Annotated in this window: 18 protein-coding genes and 1 pseudogene; 13 read left to right on the forward strand and 6 right to left on the reverse strand. The window is 63.8% G+C overall.

What is annotated here, in order from left to right:
- Positions 1-29: 29 nt before the first annotated feature.
- The 5 genes from PZL22_RS18715 to PZL22_RS18735 all read right to left on the reverse strand — a co-directional run bounded on the left by PZL22_RS18715 (position 30) and on the right by PZL22_RS18735 (position 4310).
- Complete coding sequence (locus tag PZL22_RS18715) at positions 30-1004, reverse strand: adenosine deaminase (RefSeq protein ID WP_003536150.1); 975 nt, start codon at positions 1002-1004, stop codon at positions 30-32.
- Positions 1001-2221 carry a phosphopentomutase gene (locus PZL22_RS18720; protein ID WP_003536151.1) on the reverse strand — a complete coding sequence of 407 codons (1221 nt, stop codon included), beginning with the start codon at positions 2219-2221 and terminating at the stop codon, positions 1001-1003. The genes PZL22_RS18715 and PZL22_RS18720 overlap by 4 nt, the downstream gene beginning before the upstream one ends.
- 219 nt (positions 2222-2440) lie before the next feature.
- Positions 2441-3025, reverse strand: a complete 585-nt coding sequence (locus PZL22_RS18725) for a TadE/TadG family type IV pilus assembly protein (protein ID WP_003536152.1) — start codon at positions 3023-3025, stop codon at positions 2441-2443.
- 7 nt (positions 3026-3032) lie between these two features.
- Positions 3033-3647 carry a TadE/TadG family type IV pilus assembly protein gene (locus PZL22_RS18730; protein ID WP_003536153.1) on the reverse strand — a complete coding sequence of 205 codons (615 nt, stop codon included), beginning with the start codon at positions 3645-3647 and terminating at the stop codon, positions 3033-3035.
- A gap of 246 nt (positions 3648-3893) precedes the next feature.
- Positions 3894-4310, reverse strand: coding sequence for a pilus assembly protein N-terminal domain-containing protein (locus PZL22_RS18735; protein ID WP_003536154.1), 417 nt, complete (start codon positions 4308-4310; stop codon positions 3894-3896).
- Between the two features lie 252 nt (positions 4311-4562).
- Here PZL22_RS18735 and PZL22_RS18740 point away from each other — a divergent pair, with 252 nt between their 5' ends.
- The 9 genes from PZL22_RS18740 to PZL22_RS18780 all read left to right on the forward strand — a co-directional run bounded on the left by PZL22_RS18740 (position 4563) and on the right by PZL22_RS18780 (position 13495).
- Positions 4563-4772, forward strand: coding sequence for a Flp family type IVb pilin (locus PZL22_RS18740; RefSeq protein WP_003536155.1), 210 nt, complete (start codon positions 4563-4565; stop codon positions 4770-4772).
- 94 nt (positions 4773-4866) lie between these two features.
- Positions 4867-5379, forward strand: coding sequence for an A24 family peptidase (locus PZL22_RS18745; RefSeq protein WP_003536156.1), 513 nt, complete (start codon positions 4867-4869; stop codon positions 5377-5379).
- Positions 5380-5500: 121 nt separating this feature from the next.
- Positions 5501-6310 carry a Flp pilus assembly protein CpaB gene (cpaB, locus tag PZL22_RS18750; protein ID WP_003536157.1) on the forward strand — a complete coding sequence of 270 codons (810 nt, stop codon included), beginning with the start codon at positions 5501-5503 and terminating at the stop codon, positions 6308-6310.
- 13 nt (positions 6311-6323) lie between these two features.
- Positions 6324-7859, forward strand: coding sequence for a type II and III secretion system protein family protein (locus PZL22_RS18755; protein ID WP_003536158.1), 1536 nt, complete (start codon positions 6324-6326; stop codon positions 7857-7859).
- Positions 7860-7915: 56 nt separating this feature from the next.
- Positions 7916-8596: a CpaD family pilus assembly protein gene (locus tag PZL22_RS18760; protein ID WP_164817858.1), complete on the forward strand. Its 681-nt coding sequence runs from the start codon at positions 7916-7918 to the stop codon at positions 8594-8596.
- Positions 8597-8618: 22 nt separating this feature from the next.
- Positions 8619-9905, forward strand: a complete 1287-nt coding sequence (locus PZL22_RS18765) for a CpaE/TadZ family protein (RefSeq protein ID WP_003536160.1) — start codon at positions 8619-8621, stop codon at positions 9903-9905.
- Between the two features lie 60 nt (positions 9906-9965).
- Entirely contained in the window at positions 9966-11435 is a 1470-nt protein-coding gene (locus PZL22_RS18770; protein ID WP_003536162.1) for a TadA family conjugal transfer-associated ATPase, read from the forward strand.
- A 58-nt stretch (positions 11436-11493) separates the two neighbouring features.
- On the forward strand, positions 11494-12504 hold the full coding sequence (locus PZL22_RS18775) for a type II secretion system F family protein (protein WP_003536169.1): 1011 nt from the start codon (positions 11494-11496) through the stop codon (positions 12502-12504).
- A gap of 7 nt (positions 12505-12511) precedes the next feature.
- Entirely contained in the window at positions 12512-13495 is a 984-nt protein-coding gene (locus PZL22_RS18780) for a type II secretion system F family protein (protein WP_003536171.1), read from the forward strand.
- 280 nt (positions 13496-13775) lie between these two features.
- Here the strand turns inward: PZL22_RS18780 and PZL22_RS18785 are convergent, their stop codons facing one another.
- Positions 13776-14585, reverse strand: coding sequence for a tetratricopeptide repeat protein (locus PZL22_RS18785; protein WP_003537741.1), 810 nt, complete (start codon positions 14583-14585; stop codon positions 13776-13778).
- Between the two features lie 130 nt (positions 14586-14715).
- On the opposite strand from PZL22_RS18785, the gene PZL22_RS18790 reads away from it, so the two are divergent.
- From PZL22_RS18790 to PZL22_RS18805, 4 genes and pseudogenes are all read left to right on the forward strand, one after another.
- Positions 14716-16107 carry a leucyl aminopeptidase gene (locus PZL22_RS18790; protein ID WP_003537742.1) on the forward strand — a complete coding sequence of 464 codons (1392 nt, stop codon included), beginning with the start codon at positions 14716-14718 and terminating at the stop codon, positions 16105-16107.
- An 88-nt stretch (positions 16108-16195) separates the two neighbouring features.
- On the forward strand, positions 16196-16540 hold the full coding sequence (locus PZL22_RS18795) for a MarR family transcriptional regulator (RefSeq protein WP_003537743.1): 345 nt from the start codon (positions 16196-16198) through the stop codon (positions 16538-16540).
- An 8-nt stretch (positions 16541-16548) separates the two neighbouring features.
- Entirely contained in the window at positions 16549-17403 is an 855-nt protein-coding gene (locus PZL22_RS18800; protein ID WP_003537744.1) for a C40 family peptidase, read from the forward strand.
- A gap of 188 nt (positions 17404-17591) precedes the next feature.
- A pseudogene (locus tag PZL22_RS18805) lies at positions 17592-18755 on the forward strand (IS4-like element ISRm16 family transposase).
- The last annotated feature ends 93 nt before the right edge of the window (positions 18756-18848 follow it).

Here is an 18848-nt window from a genome sequence, read left to right on the forward strand (position 1 = left end):
TGTGCAGCTGCGCCCTCTCATCCGCGCAACTAGATATGTAACGCAGCCAGCAACTTCTCTCGCGTCGGCTCGTCCACGAAGGCGGCTTCAATCGCGGTCTTCGTCATCCGGTCGATCTCGCTGTCCGAGAAGCCCATCGCGTGGAAGGCGATTTCGTATTCCTGAGCGAGCGACGTGTGGAAGAAGGGAGGATCGTCGGAATTGAGCGTCACGTGGACGCCGGCTTCGTAAAGCCGCCGCAGCGGATGCGAGGCGAAGTCCGGGAACACCTGAAGCGCGACATTCGAGCCCGGGCAGACTTCGAGCACGACGCCCTCGTCGGCAAGGCGCTTCACGAGATCGTCGTCCTCGATCGCCCGGACCCCGTGGCTGATGCGGGCCGGGCGGACATGGTCCAGCGCATCGCGCACGCTGAATGCGCCGGAAAGCTCGCCGGCGTGGATGGTCAGGCCGAGGCCGGCATCGCGGACGATGTCGAAGGCGCGGGAGAATTCCGCGACGCTGTGCATGCGCTCCTCGCCGGCCAGATTGAAGCCGGTCACGAGCGGATGCCGGCGCATCGCTGCATATTCGGCGGTCCTGATGACCGAGTCGGGACCGAGATGGCGGATGCCGGTGATCAGCATGCGGGATTCGATGCCGGTCTTCGCCCTCGCCGCCTCCATGCCGGCGGCGAGGCCCTCGATATAGGCATCGGCGCCGAGTCCGATCGTTTCGCCGTGGTCGGGCGAGACGATGATCTCGCTGTAGATCGTACCCGCTTCGGCAAGCTCCGTCAGATAGGTCTCGGCGAGAAGCGCATAATCACCCTCGGTGCGAAAAAGCGAGGCGACGGCGTCGTAACACCTTACGAAGCTGGTGAAATCCTCCCAGACATAGGCCCGGTCGCGGATGATCGCGCTGGTGTCGACGCCGTATTTGCTGGCCTGCCTCAGCGCCAGTTCCGGCGGCGTCGCGCCTTCGATATGGCAATGCAGTTCGGCTTTCTTCAGATGAGCGGTCAAATGAGGCTTCTCCCATGTGGGCCGGCGCCAATGCCGAGATGTCTTGCGACGGTTTCGCCGATATGGGCGAAGCTGTCGGCGATGCCGAAGGAGCGGCTGCGAAGCGTCGGGCCGAACATCAGGACCGGCACGCGCTCGCGCGTGTGGTCGGTGCCGCGCCAGGTCGGATCGCAGCCATGGTCGGCGGTCAGGATCACCATGTCGCCCGGTTTCAGCCGGCGGTCGAGATCCGGCAGGCGTGCGTCGAAGGCTTCGAGCGCGGCGGCATAGCCGGACACGTCGCGGCGATGGCCGTAAAGCATGTCGAAATCCACGAAATTGGTGAAGACGAGCGCCCCGTCTTCGGCCTCTTCGATGGCTTCCAGACTGGCGTCGAACAGCGCCATGTTGCCGTTGGCCTTGGTGAGCCTGGTCACACCCTGATGGGCGAAGATATCGCCGATCTTGCCGATCGCGTGCACCGTGCGCCCGGCATCCTGCAGCCGGTCGAGAACGGTCGGCTCCGGCGGCAGCACCGAATAGTCGCGACGGTTGCCGGTGCGCGTGAAGCTGCCCGGGTCGCTGCCGACGAAGGGCCGTGCGATCACGCGGCCGATATTGTAGTCGTCGACGAGCCGGCGGACGGTCTCGCAGAGGTTCAGCAGGCGCTCCAGCCCGAAGGTCTGTTCATGCGCGGCGATCTGAAAGACGGAATCGGACGAGGTGTAGCAGATCGGCTTGCCGCTCCGCATATGCTCTTCGCCGTGGCGGGCGATGATGTCGGTACCCGAGGCATGGCAATTGCCGAGAATGCCGGGCACGTCGCCCTCGCGACAGATCGCTTCGACGAGCTCGGGAGGGAAGGCGTCGCCTTCGGCCGGAAAATAGCCCCAGTCGAAGGTCACGGGCGTGCCGGCGATTTCCCAATGGCCGGACGGCGTGTCCTTGCCGCGCGAGACTTCGCTTGCCGCGCCGTAGATCCCATAGACGCGTTCCGGCAGCGCCATGCCGGCGGGCAGCCGCCCGGTGGCGAGCCGCGCCGCATGCATGAGGCCGAGCGCCGACATGTTGGGCAGATGGAGCGGCCCTTCCCTGAGGCCCGCCCGGTCGGCGGCTCCCGCCGCGCAGAACTCCGCGATGTGTCCGAGCGTATCGGCGCCGAGATCGCCGAAAGCCTCCGCATCCGGCGCATTGCCGATGCCGAAGGAATCGAGGACGAAAAGAAACGCACGCGCCATGAAACACCCTGACTGATCCCGGGCGCGAGCGCGATATGCGGCGAGCCGGTGCCATTAAGACTTTCGCGGCCGTCGCCGCACAATCCGGCAGAAATAGCGCGCCGCCTTGTCCATTGCAATTGATGCATGTCGTCTGAGGCGCACCCCCTCTGGCCTGCCGGCCAGAGGGGGTGGCGGGCGGAAGACCGCGCACACTTTCCTCATCCCGCTCCAGACCGGTCAGCAATCCGTGCAGTTGATGGTCGTGCCGAAGCGCTGGCGGTAATAGGAGATCCTGGAGAGCGGGATCGTGCCGCCGGCGTCCGAGCCGAACAGGGAAAGCTGGTGGTTGACGACGAGTTCGGTGCGCACGACGAAGGCATTCACCGCGTCGAGATCGGCCGGAACGCTGACGACGGAATTGACCGCGTAGGGAACCGTGGCGCCCTCGCTCGCGTCCGACCAGCCCCGGGACCAGGCGACCTTGCCTTCCGTCGTGCCGTTCACCTGGATACCGGTGATCTTGAGGTCGTAGTCGGAGCCGTCATAGGGGACGAGCATGTTCCTCGCGACGTTTCGCATGCCGTCGAGAAAGGCCTTGTTCACCTGCTGCTCCTGGGTGACGATATCGCTCACCGCACTCGAGGCCCGCCCGACCTTGCGCGCGACCGTGAACCCCAGAGAAAGCTCGAAAGCGCCGACATAGGCAGCGATCAGAAGCGGCGCGACAATGGCGAATTCGACGGCACCGGCGCCGCGCCGGTCCCGCAACAGGCCGTGGAAGGCTCCCCACAGGTGCTGTTTGCGCGTGTGAAGGCGGTCCATGGCTGCCTCAATAGTTTTCGTTGCGGAAGGTGGCGGTGGAGACCATCAGATAGTCGCGCGGCATGCTGTCGCCGGCGGGTCTGAGCTTGGTCACCAGGGGGCGAACGAGATCGGTGATGACGGTCCAGCGGTAATAGGCCCGTACCATGGTGTAGTCGTTCGGGCCGCCCGGCGCGAACGTGAAGCCGCTGGTGTCGAGATCGGAGCCGTTCCGCGGCACCGCTTTCGGAAACGCGCTGAGATCGGCGGGAAGCTTGCGGACATCGAGATGGAGTTTCGAGGCTTGCTCCGCCTCGGTCGCCGAACAGGTCATCATGATCGCGATTTCGTCGCAGAAAGCCTGACGGAACTGGGTTTTTGTCGTGTAGCCGGGCTTGCCGATATCGGTGGTGATCTCACCCGTGCGGATTTTCCGCGCCAGCGTATCCGTCGCATTGGCCAGCAATTGCTCGCCGGCAAAAGCGATGAATGTCTCGATCGAGGCGAAGACGACGATGAAGAAGGGCAGCGCAAGGATCGCGAATTCGATCGCCGTCGCGCCCTTCCGGTCGCCGATGAGGCGCCGAAACAGGCCGCGCGGCAAGGGCGCCCGGGGAGTGGATGCTTTCTCGTCGATCGACATCGCGCCGTTCCATCATGTCAACTGGTTGGCGCAAAAATACACGGCGACTGTTGAAGATTCGTTTTCGAGGACCCGAAGAATTTTAGTGGTTCTGAAGCAGAGGCCGGAAGGGCCCCTCATCCCGCTGCCGCGACCTTCTCCCCGCAAGCGGGGAGAAGGGACAAGCGGCTCGCTTTGCGGCTCAAGTCCCCTCTCCCCGCTTGCGGGGAGAGGGTTAGGGTGAGGGGCAGGGCGAATTTCCCGGTATTAATTGCCGCTCGAAGCGGAAGCCTGCCGTTCCGCACGCTCGCAATTGGGCGTGCAGGAGAGAACGGTGCGGACGGTCTGCTTGTAGACGCGTACGGTGTTGCCCTCGTCGATCGATACCAGGATGCGCTCGTCGACCATGGCGTTGCCGTCCTGGTCGAGGATGACGAGATTGGTGGTGCCGAAATTGCGCCCGGTCAGCACGATGGTCTTCGCATCCGCCACGGTCGCGTCGGCAACCTCCGCATTGCCGATGATCACCTTGCTGACCGGCCGGTCGAGCTTCAGCACGCGGGCGTGGTCCATATAGACGCGCATCATTTCTTCGGCCGCGCGGGCTCCGCCCGGTGCGGCGATCGCCAGAAGTGCAGTGGTTGCAAGCAGTGCGGCCCGCGGGGCCGCTGAGGGCATGTTCATGGCGCGTCCTGACGGTCTATCTGCCGCATCTTGGCGCCTTTTGGTGAATGAATGGTTACGGCGATGCAGAGCAATTTAAGGCGTCCTTTTTCTGCACATTTACCCCAGGAAAAAGCGAGTTTCCCTTAACGTCACGGTAACCGGTTTCCTTAAGCGGAAAGCAATTAGCCCCCGCTAAATTCAGGGTATCCGATCAACGGCAACAGTTTGACGGACGTGCTGAACAACAAGTGAAGTTTGAGGAGAATAGTCATGAAGACCATTTTTGCACGCCTGATGAAGGACGAGTCCGGCGCAACCGCAATCGAATACGGCCTGATCGCAGCTCTGATCTCGGTGGCGTTGATCGGCGGCGCGCAGGCTCTCGGTGGTAAACTGAATACTCAGTTTACTAACCTAGGTTCTTACCTGGACGTCACGCAGAAAAGCGGTGGCACTCCTCCTGCGGCGCCGTCTGAGTAATCGGAGCCGCGGGTAATCGGCCGCCTTCGCCGCAGGGCGGCCTTTTCTTTGCCCAGCCGAGCCGACGCTGATCGAAGGAAAGAGGAAAACTTGGATGATCGACGCAGCCATCTTTGTGCTTTTCCCATCTTGTCTGGCACTCGCGGCTTTCTCAGATTTGCTTACGATGACAATCCCCAATCGCGTTTCGGCGGTGCTCTTTGTCTCATTTCTTCTGATGGCCTCCCTTGTGGGCTTTGATCTTGTGCAGATCGGCTTTCATATCGCCGCGGCGGCGGCTGTCTTTGCCGTCTGCTTCTGTCTGTTTACTGCAAACGTGATGGGCGGCGGGGACGCAAAACTCCTGACTGCCAGTGCCGTCTGGTTCGGCTTCAACGCCTCGCTCGCTGCTTTCCTTTTGTATGTCTCGGTATTCGGCGGGCTGTTGACACTGCTCGTCCTGCTCTTGCGCAGTCAAGAGAACTTGATTCTTGCCGCTCGCATCCCGGTTCCTCGACTGTTGCTCACGGCAAAGAAAGTCCCCTACGGCATCGCCATCGCTCTCGGCGGGCTCGCCGCCTACCCCTCTTCGCCACTGATGCAACTGGCCTTCGCGCAACTCTCCTGACGTACGTTCGTGAAGGGGTGCCGCCTTCCGGTAACCATCTGCATAAGCAATCCGTTAACCATAATTACACCAATTACTGATCAACCTGATCCCGGGCAATTCTCGGGGGTTTGGGGCGATCATGAGACCGGTGCGCATTATCATTCTGGCGGTGGCCGTCGGCTCGGCTGCCATGGCCGGGCTGCTGGCGATGAAGCTCACCCGCGCGCCCGCTCCGCAGACGGCGGAGCCCGTCATCGAGCAGGCACCGACCATCAACGTGCTCGTCGCCGGCAAGAGCCTGCCGGTCGGCTCCCGTCTCGGCGCCGATTCCATCCATTGGAAGGCCTGGCCGAAGGACGGTGTCGCCGAGGGCATGATAACAGAGGAAAACCGTCCCGCCGCCGTCGAAGATCTTGCCGGCGCGGTGGTCCGCCTGCCGATCTTCACCGGGGAGCCGGTGCGTCAGGAAAAGATCGCCGACGCATCGAACCGGATCATGTCGTCGCTGCTTCCGGCCGGAAAGCGTGCGGTCGCCACGGAGATCACGGTCGCGACCGGGGCGGGCGGCTTCATCCTGCCGAACGATCGCGTCGACGTGATCATGGTGCGCAAGTCCGACGGCGATCTCTATCTGACCGAAACCGTGCTGAGCAATGTCCGCGTGCTGGCGATCGACCAGCAGATCGAGGAGAAGGAAGACGGCTCGAAAGCGGTCGTCGGTACGACCGCGACGCTGGAGCTGACGCCGGATCAATCGAAGGTCATGACCGTCGCGCAGCAGATGGCGGACCGCATCTCGCTGGCTCTGCGCAGCGTCGCCGACGCGCAGGAGCCGGACACCACGGCTGCCGACTACCTTCTCAACGGCGACGGCCGGCCGAGCATTCAGGTCATCAAGTCGGGCTCCATCGTCAAGGGCGACGGTGTGGCCCTCCAGAACCAGAAGTAGGACGGGGCGCAAGGTGAAACGGATCGCAAAAAAGTTTCGGTCGTCCCTCGCAGCCGGCCTATCCTTCTGTCTGGCCTTTTCCGGCATGGCGTCGCCGACCCTCCCGGTCGCCGAGGCCGCCTCCTCCTCGGTCGTGAGGATCGTCGATAGCGGTCCGGGCGCCCGAAAGACCATCAATCTCGGTCTCAACAAGGCGGTCGTCGTGGATCTGCCGAGCGACGCTCACGACATCCTCGTCGCGGATCCCTCGCTCGCCGACGCGATCACCCGCACCTCGCGCCGCATCTATCTCTTCGGCAAGTCGGTCGGCCAGACGAACATCTTCGTCTTCGGACCGGGAGGCGAGGAGATCGTCAGCCTGGAGGTCGCCGTCGAGCGCGACGTCGCCGGTCTCGAATCCAATTTGCGTCGCTTCATTCCCGATGCTGATATCAATGTCGAAATCATCTCGGACAACGTGGTGCTGACAGGCACGGTCCGCACGCCCCTCGACTCGACCAGGGCCGTCGATCTCGCACGCGCCTTCCTGAAGGGCGGCGAGGCGACCACGCGCAACATCACCGCGCAGGGCAATAACGGCGATGCCGATATCTTTGCCGAGGACCGGCAGAACTCGCAGATCGTCAATCTGCTGACGATCGAGGGCGACGATCAGGTGACGCTGAAAGTCACCGTGGCCGAGGTCAGCCGCCAGGTACTGAAGCAGCTCGGCTTCAACGGCCGCGTCTCCGATGGCGAAAGCGGCATCAGCTTCCGTAACCCGGCCAATCTCGGCGACGCGATCGCCGTCGGCACGAATGCCCTCATCAAGGGTTCGATCGGCGGCACCACCGTATCGAGTTATATCAACGCGATGGAGCAGGCCGGCGTGATGCGCACCCTCGCCGAGCCGAGCCTGACGGCCATTTCAGGCCAGGAGGCGAAGTTCTATGTCGGTGGCGAGTTCCGACTTGCCGGCGTGCAGGAGGTTTCGGCGGACGAGGAAACGGGGGAACCAACCGTCTCGCGCGAAGTGAATGACGTTGAATACGGCATTCGGCTAAACTTCAAGCCTGTGGTTCTCGGTCCCGGCCGTATCAGCCTGCAGATCGAAACGGATGTTTCCGAGCCGACCTATGAAGGTTCGGTGGTCACCGGGAATGGGATGGCCAGCATTCCCGGCAACACCTTCCTCGGCATCCGCCGGCGCGAAGCCTCGACCAGCGTCGAACTGCCGTCCGGCGGCTCGATCGTGATCGCCGGCCTCGTCCAGGACAATGTCCGCCAGGCGATGTCGGGCCTGCCCGCCGCCTCGAAGATCCCGATCCTCGGCACGCTCTTCCGCAGCAAGGACTTCCAGCGCAGCGAGACGGAGCTCGTCATCATCGCAACGCCTTATCTCGTGCGGCCCGTCGCCCGCAGTGCGATCTCGCGCCCGGACGACAACTTCAACCCGGCGAACGATCTCGAAAGCTTTTTCCTCGGCCGGGTCAACCGGATCTATGGGCGCCCCGAGGCGCAGCCGCCCGCCGGCCGCTACCACGGCAATGTCGGCTTCATCTACAAATAGGCAGGGCCATGCAGAAGCGAAGCGCAGCTCGAAACAGTCTTGAAAGGCAGCCCCCGATGGCCCTGAACCGCTTGCCGCATCGTGTGGCCCTGTATGCGATCGTCGCCGCCCTTATGGCAGGCTGCGCCAGCAAGGACAAGCTCGCGACCGGTGCTCTTCCGGACGATTACCGCACCCGGCATCCGATCGTGCTGACGGAAGGCGAGCGGACGATCGACATTCCCGTCGCCTCGGGCGATACGCGGCTCACCCAGGGGACGCGCGACGTCATTCGCGGCTTTGCCGCCGAATATCGCAATGCCTCGAGCGGCGTCATTCAGATCATGCTGCCGCGCGGATCGGTGAACGGCCATGCCGCGCAGATCGTCCGCAAGGACATCCGCCGCCTGCTGGCGGCCAGCGGCGTATCGCCGAAGAAGATGATCGAAACGACCTATGACGCCTCCGTGACGGGCGACGCCGCACCGATCCGCCTGAGCTATGTCGCGATAACTGCGCAGACCGCACCCTGCGGCGCGTGGCCGGAAGATCTGGCGCTGAACACGCTGGAAAACCGCAACTACTACAATTTCGGCTGCGCCACCCAGTCCAATCTCGCGGCACAGATCGCCAACCCGACGGATCTCGTCGGCCCGCGCCAGATGTCGCCGATCGATGCCGAGCAGCGGGGCCAGGTGATCGACAGCTGGCGCGGCACGGATAAGGGCGACGGCGGAACGACGATCGTCTTCAACTGATACGGGCCTTCAAGGAAAAACGATGAACGCCATTGAATACACGATCGACAGCGGCGGAACCGGCGATTGGCCCGCGGACGGAACGCGCCCCGGCGACCTCGAGCAGCTCCGGCCCCTGCCGCGCATCTCGATCCATGCCTTCTGCGAGAGCGAAGCCGTGCAGCGGCTCATGGAGCGCTGCGGCCAGGACCGCCGCATGGCGAAGGTGAGCCTGCGGGTTACCGGCGGCGGCATCGCAGCCGCCGCGAATACCTTCGCGGGCGTCTCGACGCCCAATCTGATCATCCTCGAAACCGCCACCGAGCCCGGCGCGCTGCTTTCGGAGCTGGCGCCGCTCGCCGAGGTCTGCGATCCGAGCACCAGGGTCATCGTCATCGGGCGTCACAACGACATCGCGCTCTATCGCGAGCTGATCCGCAACGGCATTTCCGAATATATGGTCGCGCCGGTCGGGATGGCCGATATGCTGAGCGCCGTCTCGGCGATCTTCGTGGACCCAGAGGCGGAGCCGCTCGGACGCAGCCTTGCCTTCATCGGCGCAAAGGGCGGCTGTGGCTCGTCGGTCATCGCCCATAATTGCGCCTGGGGCATTTCCAATCTTTTCTCGACCGAGACGATCCTTGCCGATCTCGATCTGCCTTACGGAACAGCCAATATCGACTTCGACCAGGACCCGCCACAGGGGATCGCCGAGGCCGTATTCGCGCCGGAGCGGCTGGACGAGGTCTTTCTCGACCGGCTCCTGACCAGGTGCTCGGAGCATCTGTCGCTGCTGGCGGCGCCCTCCATGCTCGACCGCGCCTATGATTTCGAGACGGGTGCCTTTCAGCCGATCCTGGAAATCCTCCAGCGCAGTGCGCCGGTATCCGTCCTGGACCTGCCGCATGGCTGGACCGACTGGACCCGCTCGGTGCTTTCGGCGGCCGACGAGGTGGTCATCACCGCCGCCCCGGATCTGGCAAGCCTCAGGAACGCGAAGAACCTGCTCGATGCCTTGAAGAAACTGAGGCCGAACGACAAGGTGCCGCATCTCGTGCTCAACCAGGTGGGCGTGCCCAAGCGTCCGGAGATCGCTCCCGACGAGTTCTGCGCGTCGCTGGAGATCGAGGCCGCCGCGATCATTCCGTTCGATGCGGTCCTCTTCGGCAATGCCTCCAACAGCGGCCGCATGATCGCGGAGATCGACCGGAAGTCGCCGGCCGCCGAGACTTTCGCGCAGCTGTCCCACCTCTTGACCGGGCGCACCGCCATAAAGAAGGCGCGCCGGGGGGGGCTCGGCAAGGTTCTGGCGAAGCTCGGCAGGCGGTAGCGGAATATTTCCGATCCTGCACCCGCACGGCCGGATCGATGAAGCAACTGGAATGAAGTGATGTTTGGCAAACGCGGAAATGAAGGTTCTGGCAAGGGTGGTGCGCGCGGTTTCTCGCCGGCGTCCCCGATGCCCGCCGTCCAGCCGGTACCGGTGGAGCGTTCCGCCGCGCCCGTCCTCGGCGAGACGGTCGCTGCGCCATCCCGCCCGCAGGCGGCAGCGCCGCCCCAGCGGCGCCGCGCGCCGAGGGCGGAAGATTATTACGACACGAAATCGCAGGTCTTCTCCGCGCTGATCGACACGATCGACCTGTCGCAGCTCTCCAAGCTCGATATCGAGAGCGCGCGCGAGGAAATCCGCGACATCGTCAACGATATCATCACCATCAAGAACTTCGCCATGTCGATCTCCGAGCAGGAGGAACTGCTCGACGACATCTGCAACGACGTGCTCGGTTACGGGCCGCTGGAGCCGTTGCTCGCGCGCGACGACATCGCCGACATCATGGTCAACGGCGCCGGGCAAATCTTCATCGAAGTGGGCGGCAAGGTCGAGGAATCGGAGATCCGGTTCCGTGACAACGGGCAACTGCTGTCGATCTGCCAGCGCATCGTCAGCCAGGTAGGCCGGCGCGTCGACGAATCGAGCCCGATCTGCGATGCGCGTCTGCCGGACGGGTCACGCGTCAACGTCATCGCGCCGCCGCTCGCGATCGACGGTACGGCGCTCACCATCCGCAAGTTCAAGAAGGACAAGCTGACGCTGGAGCAGCTGGTGCGTTTCGGCTCGATCACGCCCGAGGCCGCCGTCCTGCTGCAGATCATCGGCCGCGTCCGCTGCAACATCGTCATTTCCGGCGGCACCGGCTCCGGCAAGACGACGCTGCTCAACTGCCTGACGCGCTATATCGACAGCACCGAGCGGATCATTACCTGCGAGGACTCGGCCGAATTGCAACTGCAGCAGCCGCACGTCGTCCGGCTCGAGACGCGCCCGCCGAACATCGAGGGCGAGGGCGAGATCACCATGCGCGACCTCGTGAAGAACTGCCTGCGCATGCGCCCGGAGCGCATCATCGTCGGCGAAGTGCGCGGCCCGGAAGTCTTCGACCTGCTGCAGGCGATGAACACCGGCCATGACGGCTCAATGGGAACGATCCACGCAAACACCCCGCGCGAATGCCTGAGCCGCATGGAATCGATGATCGCCATGGGCGGCTATACCCTGCCGGCCAGGACCGTTCGCGAGATCATCTCCGGCTCGGTGGACGTGATCATCCAGGCCTCGCGCCTGCGTGACGGATCGCGCCGGATCACCCACATCACCGAGGTCACCGGCATGGAAGGCGACGTGATCATCACCCAGGACCTGATGCGCTACGAGATCGACGGCGAGGACGCCAATGGCCGGATCGTCGGCCGCCATGTCTCGACCGGCATCGGCCGGCCGCATTTCTGGGACCGGGCCCGTTATTTCAACGAGGACAAGCGGCTCGCTGCGACCCTCGACGCGATGGAAAAGCAACAATAGAGCGGTACAGGCAGGCTGCGGTTCCGCATGCCTTCGACGCGAAGGGACAGACCGAGCGATGTTCGGCATAGACATCACCGTCCTGGGATTGGCCGGCCTCGTCGCCCTGGCGGCGGCAGCACTCGCCTATGGTGTGCTCTACCCCCAGATCGAGACCGAGAAGAAGGCGGAGGGCCGCCTGCGCCGCGTCAGCGCCTCCGAGACGGACCGCACCAAGATCAAGGCGGCGCGCGACCGCGTCAACGAGATGTCGAAGCGACGCAAATCCGTTCAGGATTCGCTGAAGGAACTCGAGAAAAAGCAGCAGGAAAAATCCGCCAATACGGCGCCTTCGATGAAGAAGCGCCTGCTGCAGGCCGGTCTTTCGATATCGCTCGCGCAGTTCTACCTGTTCAGCGCGCTTTTCGGACTGTTCGCCTTCCTTGTCGTCCTCCTGGCAGGGGCGGGGCTGCTCATTGCCGCGGGCGTTGCTCTGATAGGCGCGGCCGGCCTACCGCGATGGATCGTCGGCTCCATGGTCAAACGCCGTTGCAGAAAGTTTCTCGACGAGTTTCCGAATTCGCTCGATGTCATGGTCCGTTCGATCAAGTCGGGGCTGCCGCTGAACGACGCCTTGCGGCTGATCGCGAGCGACGGGCAGGAGCCGGTCCGGACGGAATTCCGCCGTGTCGTCGAGTCCCAGCAGGTGGGCCTCAACGTTCCCGAAGCCTGCGCCCGCATGATTCACAGCATCCCGCTGCCGGAAGTGAACTTCTTCGCGATCGTCATCGCCATTCAGGCGCAGGCGGGCGGCAATCTGTCCGAAGCGCTCGGCAATCTCTCCAAGGTGCTGCGCGAACGCAGGAAGATGAAGGCGAAGGTCAGCGCGCTGTCGATGGAGGCCAAGGCGTCCGCCTGCATCATCGGCGCGCTGCCCTTCATCGTCGCAACCCTCGTCTATCTGACTTCGCCGGACTACATGATGATTCTTTTCACCGACCCGCGCGGCCACATGATCATGGGCGCTTCCGCCGTCTGGATGAGCATCGGCATCTGGGTAATGCGCAACATGATCAACTTCGACATCTGAGGATCCCGTGGCCGGCTGGATAGAGACGCTTACCGATCCGAACATCCTCGTCGCGGCGCTCGTCTCGATGGCCGTGCTCGCCACGTTCTATTCGCTCGTGGCGCCCTTGCTCGAGCGGGGAGACCTCGCGAAGCGGATGAAATCGGTCGCCACCGAACGGGAGCAGATACGCGCCCGCGAGCGCGCCCGGCTCAATGCCGAGGCGACGACCGGCAGGGCAAGCCTCAGGGCACAGGACAACACCTCCGTCCGGGAGATCGTCGAGCGGCTGAACCTCAGAAAGGCTCTGGTGGACGACAACACCGTCAACCGCCTGAAGACGGCCGGCTACCGCTCGCAAAACGCGCTCAACACCTTCCTCTTCGCCCGCTTCTGCCTGCCGTTCCTGTTTCTGACGGTTGTGGTTCTCTATATTTTCGTGCTCGGGAATTTCGCCGACAAGCCGATCATGGTCAGGGTGTCCTTCGCCATCGGATTTGCCTATGTCGGCTTCTACGCGCCGAACATCTTCATCGCCAATGCGATCTCCAAGCGCCAGCAGTCCATTCGCCGCGCCTGGCCGGATGCGCTCGATCTCCTGCTCATCTGCGTCGAATCGGGCGTCTCGATGGAGCTCGCCATGCGCCGCGTCGCCGACGAGATAGCCGTGCAGTCGCAGCCGCTGGCGGAGGAACTGGTGCTGACGACCGCGGAACTCTCCTTCCTGCCCGAAAGGCGCATCGCGCTCGAAAATCTCGGCCTTCGCACCGGCCTCGACGAGGTGAAATCGGTGACGCAGGCGCTGATCCAGGCCGACCGCTACGGCACGCCCGTCGCCCAGGCGCTGCGCGTGCTGGCGCAGGAAAGCCGCGACCAGCGAATGACCGCCGCCGAGAAAAAGGCGGCCGCACTGCCGCCGAAGCTGACGGTGCCGATGATCCTGTTCTTCCTGCCGGTCCTCGTCGCCGTCATCCTCGGCCCCGCGGGGATACAGGTGGCGGACAAGTTTTAGGGTGAAAGGCGAGGGTGGTTTACCCGCCCTTGAAGGTATTGCCGCCTCTTGCCGGCTGTGCTGGCCCCTCTCCTCGGGTTTAACCCGAGGACTAGCCCTCTCCCCGCAGGCGGGGAGAGGGGACCTACTGCATGTTTCCTTTAATCCTATCCGATTAAAGGACAAAAACATGCAGCAGATCAAAGTGCTACAGCGACCTTTGCGCGTCTGATAAGACGCGCGGCGCTGTGGGGCGGGTGCCGCCGCCCGGTGCGGGGTGGCAGTGCCGGCCGATCAACCTTCAATCCGCCTTCGCCAGTTGCTTCCACGCGCCCTGCTGCGACAGCATGGAGCGCAGATAGGCGACATTGGCCTCGGCCTGCTCGGATGTCAGTTCCTGGCGGGCGATGGTTTCCGCTTCCTGGAAGCGGCCCTGCAGGCCGACGGCAAGCGCGAGGTTCTGGCGCACGCTGCTGCCGGCATCCGGTTGGCTCGCCGCGGATTTGAGGTAGGTCTCGGCGGTCCGCAAATCCTTCGTCAGCAGATAGGACATGCCGAGATTGGAGAGGACCGAAGGCTCGTTGGGCTTGAGGTCCAGAGCCTCGCGATAGCGCAGCCGTGCCTCGGCGGAACGGCCGAGCTGGTCGAGAATGGCGCCTTCCGCGGATTTCAGCTTCCAGTCGGGCCGGTCCGGCGTCTGGGCGCGGCTGATCGTGGCGAGCGCCTGTTCCAGCTGACCGGCTGCGGCCTGGGCCTTGCCGTAGGCTCCGAGCACCTCGCGGTCCGCCGGATGGTAGATCGCCACCTGCTGCATGACGGCAAGCGCCTGTTCGTTGCGGCCCGTCATGCGCAGGAGATTGGCGTAGTTGAGCCCGGCCTCCCGGTCCTTCGGGTTGCGCTCATAGGCCTGGCCGATGCGTTCGGCGGCGGCAGCCAGTTCAGTCGCGTTCATCGACTGCACCGGCCTCGTGAGCTTCGGGACGGATCCGGTCGTCAGCTCCTTCCTGCCCTGTTGTCCGGCGCAGGCGGAGAGCGACAGCGTCACCATCGCAACGGCAGTTCCCGTTGCGAGCCGGCGCAAAGAGGAGGAGAAATTGTCTTGCATCGTCATCGAAGCCCCAGCATCCAGTCCTGCACCGGAACTCCAGACAAAAGCGGCGCAACTTTCACTCCAGCAATAATCTGTTAACCCTAACGGAGCGTTAATCGCACCTGTTCGTATCCGCCAGTCGAGGATTCCCATGGCCCCCTTTCAGTTCATCGAGCGGCAATCGCCGTTCAACACCAGCAACGGCAAGACGCTGCCTATCTTTGCGGTGACGCCGGCGCATATCGAAACGGGGAGCATCGATCCGATCGCGCTCGACTGGGCGAAGAAAGCCGGCTTCAAGGCGGAATCCGGCGCAGTGCTGCTCATCCCCTCGGCCGATGGTCATCTCGGCGGCGCGCTTTTCGGGCTCGGTGCCTATCCGTCCGACGCGCCTTTCCTGACCGGCAAGCTCGCCCGGGCCCTTCCGGCCGGCAAATGGCATATCGAGACGGCGCCGCTCACCGCCAATCGGCTGGCTCTCGGCTACGGCCTCGGTTCCTACCGTTTCGAGCGCTACAAATCGGCGAAGACGGACGCGCCGACGCTGCTCATTCCGGCCGATTCGGATGCGACCGATATCAAGCGGCAGCTCGCCGGCGTGTTCCTGGCCCGCGACCTCATCAACACGCCGACCAACGATATGGGACCGGAAGCGCTGGAGGCCGCATTCCGGGCGCTGGCCGCCCATTACAAGGCCGACGTATCGGTCATCTCCGGCGAAGCCCTGCTGGCCGAGAACTTCCCGCTCGTTCACACGGTCGGCCGCGCCAGCGCCGAAGCGCCGCGGCTTCTTGAAATGCGCTGGGGCAGGAAGGGCCACCGCAAGGTGACGCTCGTCGGCAAGGGCGTCTGCTTCGATACCGGAGGGCTGGACATCAAGCCGGCCGCGTCGATGCTGCTCATGAAGAAGGACATGGGCGGCGCTGCCAACGTCATGGGTCTCGCGCTGATGATCATGGATGCAAAGCTCAAGGTGGACCTGCGCGTCATCGTTCCCGTGGTCGAGAACTCGATCTCGGCGAATGCCTTCCGTCCCGGCGACATCTACAAGAGCCGCAAGGGCCTGACGGTTCAGATCGACAACACCGACGCGGAGGGACGGCTTATCCTCGCCGATGCGCTCGCCTATGCGGACGAGGAGAAGACGGACCTCGTCGTCGACATGGCGACCCTGACGGGCGCCGCCCGTGTGGCGCTGGGCCCGGACCTGCCGCCCTTCTTCACCGATGACGATGATCTCGCCCGCGATCTCGCCGAGGCGAGCCTGACCGTGGACGATCCGGTTTGGCGGATGCCGCTCTACAAGGGCTACGACAAGGATGTTTCCGCCCGCATCGCCGATCTCACCAACGCGCCTTCGGGCGGCATGGCCGGCTCGATCACGGCGGCGCTGTTCCTCAAGCGTTTCGTCACGAACGCGAAAAGCTGGGTCCATTTCGACATCTTCGGCTGGGCGCAGTCCGAGCGCCCGCATTCGCCGATCGGCGGTGAAGCTCAGGCGATCCGGGCGCTTTATCATCACATCGGAAGGATGGCGGGGTAGCTGTTCGCGCAATCGAGCTGCAAAAGAAACGCTTGCGTAACGGTCGCCGGCTATGCTCCCGGACACGTGATCCACGCAGGAGTTTCCTTTGCCGGTCGAACTTACCCCTTCTCAGGCGCTGGGGCTCTGGCATGCCGTGTCGCTCGAACAGGTGCGCGTCGACAGCCGCGATCTGACCTTGCGCCAGATGGCGATCCTGTTACAGATCTACCTCGTGCCGCCGCCCCATACGGTGCGCGGCCTCGCAGCGTCGCTCGGCGTGACGAAGCCGGTGATCACGCGCGCGCTCGACACCATGGGTGCGCTCGGCCTGGTCGACCGGATCCGCGACGAGCGCGACAGGCGCAACGTCATCATAAAGCGCACCGTCGAAGGCGCGCTTTATCTTGAAAAATTCGGCGATCTGATCATCAATCAGGGCCGGAAAATGTGAGCTTATCCATGCCAGAAGTCCTCGACCGCCGACTCAATGCCTATCGCGAGGATATCGCCGAGGCACGTCTGCGCGGTCTCGTCGAGGCAAAGCGCTTCGTTGAAGGAAAGCCGGCGGCCGTATCCGTTCCGGTGACGCCGCTGCGGGTGAGGCCGGAGGCCGGCTGCGGCACGGATACGGAGCTTCTCTATGGCGAGACGGTGCGCGTGCTCGACGTCGCCGACGGATGGGCGTGGGTCAGGTCCGACCTCGATGGCTATGTCGGCTACGTACCGGAGGATGTCGTGCAGCCCCCGCAAGCGCCGGCGACCCATCTCGTGGCGGTGCCGCGGACATTCGTCTATCGCGGCGCGGATCTGCGCTTTCCCCAGGCCTTTGCCCTTTCCATGGGAAGCCGGATTGCCGTCGTCGGCGAGGCCGAGACGCGCGGCACGCGCTATTTTCTGCTGGATGGCGGGCTGGCGATCGTCGCCGATCATTGCATTCCCGCAGCCGGCGCGCTCACGGAAGACTATGTCGCAATCGCGGCCCGCTTTCTTGAAACGCCTTATCTCTGGGGCGGCCGCTCCGGCTTCGGCATAGACTGTTCCGGCCTCGTGCAACTCGCGATGCAGATGGCCGGACGCAACGCGCCGCGCGATTCCGACATGCAGGCAAGCGGCCTCGGCCGCGCCATCGAGCGCGAGGAACTCACGCGCGGCGACCTCGTCTTCTGGAAGGGCCATGTGGCGATCATGGAGGACGAGAAGACCCTGGTGCATGCCAACGGACACACGATGACGGTGGCGCGCGAAGGCCTCGAAGACGCCATCCGGCGCATCGGCTGGCTGTATGCGCAGCCGACGGGGTACCGGCGGCCTTGATCCCCGGATTTTGCGGCTTTCTTGAGCCGCAGCCGCCCCTCATCCGCCTGCCGGCACCTTCTCCCCGCATGTGCAGGGCTGTCCGGGGAAAGTTCCGGGTGAATCGAAATGTCGCAGGCGCATGCCCCGTCAGACGGCGTTTTTCCGTCTATTTTCTGGTTGTCGAGACTCAGAAAAGGAGACGGAGCATGCGGTTCACCCCTAGCATTTTCGCCCAGCTGCTGAAAGCGATTGATCGCCGCAGCTTTCAGGCGATTGTGGATCGTCATGCCGGGGATGCCTACGACAAGTGCTTTACCAGCTGGGATCATCTGGTGGCACTGATCTATGCCCAGTTGAGCGCCACGACCAGCCTGCGCGGGTTGGAGGCGAGCTTCAACGCCAACAGTCAGCATCATTACCATCTCGGCAGTGGCCGGCTGATGCGCTCGACGCTGTCGGACGCCAACCGCCGCCGCCCGGTCGCCGTCTTCGCCGAGACCTTCGCGCTTCTGGCCGGTCAGCTCGACCGGCAGACGCGCCGGGAGGGCACCAAGATGCTGCGGCTGATCGATTCGACCCCGATCCCGCTGGGTAAGCTGTACGATTGGGCCAAGTCGAACGGCCGCATCCGCGGCATGAAGCTGCATGTCGTCTATGATCCCAAGGCCGATTGTCCAGGCATCCTCGACATCACCGACGCCAACGTCAACGACGCCCAGATCGGCCGCACGATCACCATCGAAAAGGGCGCAACCTATGTCTTCGACAAGGGCTACTGCCATTACGGCTGGTGGACGGCGATCGCCGAAGCCGGCGCCAGTTTCGTCACCCGGCCGAAGACCAACATGGGACTGGCTTTGGTCGCTGAACGCCCCGTTGAGCAACCTCAAGGCGATGGCTTCCTGGTCCTCGAAGACAGCCAGGTCAGCCTCGCCAGCAAGGGCGATTCCAAGCTGCCGATCGGCTTGCGCCGGGTAATCGTCAAGCGCTAGGACGGCGATACGATCACGCTTCTGACCAACGACCTCGAGCGCTCCGCCGTCGAGATCGGCCGGCTCTATAAGGATCGCTGGCAGATCGAGCTTCTGTTCCGCTGGATCAAACAGCACCTCAAGATCCGCAAGTTCCTCGGCAACAACGACAACGCCATCCGCCTGCAGATCTTCGCGGCGATGATCGCCTATGCACTGTTGCGCATCGCCGCCCGCCTCGCCCGCGTCCCTCTACCGATCCTGCGCCTCACCGACCTCGTCACCCAGTGCCTGTTCCAGCGCAAAAGCATCGCCGAAATCCACAAGCCGCCGCAGGTCAATCCAAGCCGACCAAAACCCCGGACCATCCCAAACCAAATGGTCTTCCGCTATGCATGAATTTTCCCCGGACAGCCCTGCCGCATGCGGGGAGAAGGGAATCGCGGGTTCGCCTTCGCACCATCTCCACACGCAGGCGCGCCGTGGCGTACG

It is taken from the genome of Ensifer meliloti (genome assembly GCF_030064585.1).
In the GTDB taxonomy this organism is placed as follows: domain Bacteria; phylum Pseudomonadota; class Alphaproteobacteria; order Rhizobiales; family Rhizobiaceae; genus Sinorhizobium; species Sinorhizobium meliloti.

Coding starts and splice junctions, on each gene's coding strand:
- PZL22_RS18720 (WP_003536151.1), bottom strand. CDS start 2,221: ATGGCGCGTGCGTTTCTTTTCGTCCTCGATTCCTTCGGCATCGGCAAT.
- PZL22_RS18725 (WP_003536152.1), bottom strand. CDS start 3,025: ATGGACCGCCTTCACACGCGCAAACAGCACCTGTGGGGAGCCTTCCAC.
- PZL22_RS18730 (WP_003536153.1), bottom strand. CDS start 3,647: ATGTCGATCGACGAGAAAGCATCCACTCCCCGGGCGCCCTTGCCGCGC.
- PZL22_RS18735 (WP_003536154.1), bottom strand. CDS start 4,310: ATGAACATGCCCTCAGCGGCCCCGCGGGCCGCACTGCTTGCAACCACT.
- PZL22_RS18740 (WP_003536155.1), top strand. CDS start 4,563: ATGAAGACCATTTTTGCACGCCTGATGAAGGACGAGTCCGGCGCAACC.
- PZL22_RS18745 (WP_003536156.1), top strand. CDS start 4,867: ATGATCGACGCAGCCATCTTTGTGCTTTTCCCATCTTGTCTGGCACTC.
- cpaB (WP_003536157.1), top strand. CDS start 5,501: ATGAGACCGGTGCGCATTATCATTCTGGCGGTGGCCGTCGGCTCGGCT.
- PZL22_RS18760 (WP_164817858.1), top strand. CDS start 7,916: ATGGCCCTGAACCGCTTGCCGCATCGTGTGGCCCTGTATGCGATCGTC.
- PZL22_RS18765 (WP_003536160.1), top strand. CDS start 8,619: ATGAACGCCATTGAATACACGATCGACAGCGGCGGAACCGGCGATTGG.
- PZL22_RS18770 (WP_003536162.1), top strand. CDS start 9,966: ATGTTTGGCAAACGCGGAAATGAAGGTTCTGGCAAGGGTGGTGCGCGC.
- PZL22_RS18775 (WP_003536169.1), top strand. CDS start 11,494: ATGTTCGGCATAGACATCACCGTCCTGGGATTGGCCGGCCTCGTCGCC.
- PZL22_RS18785 (WP_003537741.1), bottom strand. CDS start 14,585: ATGACGATGCAAGACAATTTCTCCTCCTCTTTGCGCCGGCTCGCAACG.
- PZL22_RS18790 (WP_003537742.1), top strand. CDS start 14,716: ATGGCCCCCTTTCAGTTCATCGAGCGGCAATCGCCGTTCAACACCAGC.
- PZL22_RS18800 (WP_003537744.1), top strand. CDS start 16,549: ATGCCAGAAGTCCTCGACCGCCGACTCAATGCCTATCGCGAGGATATC.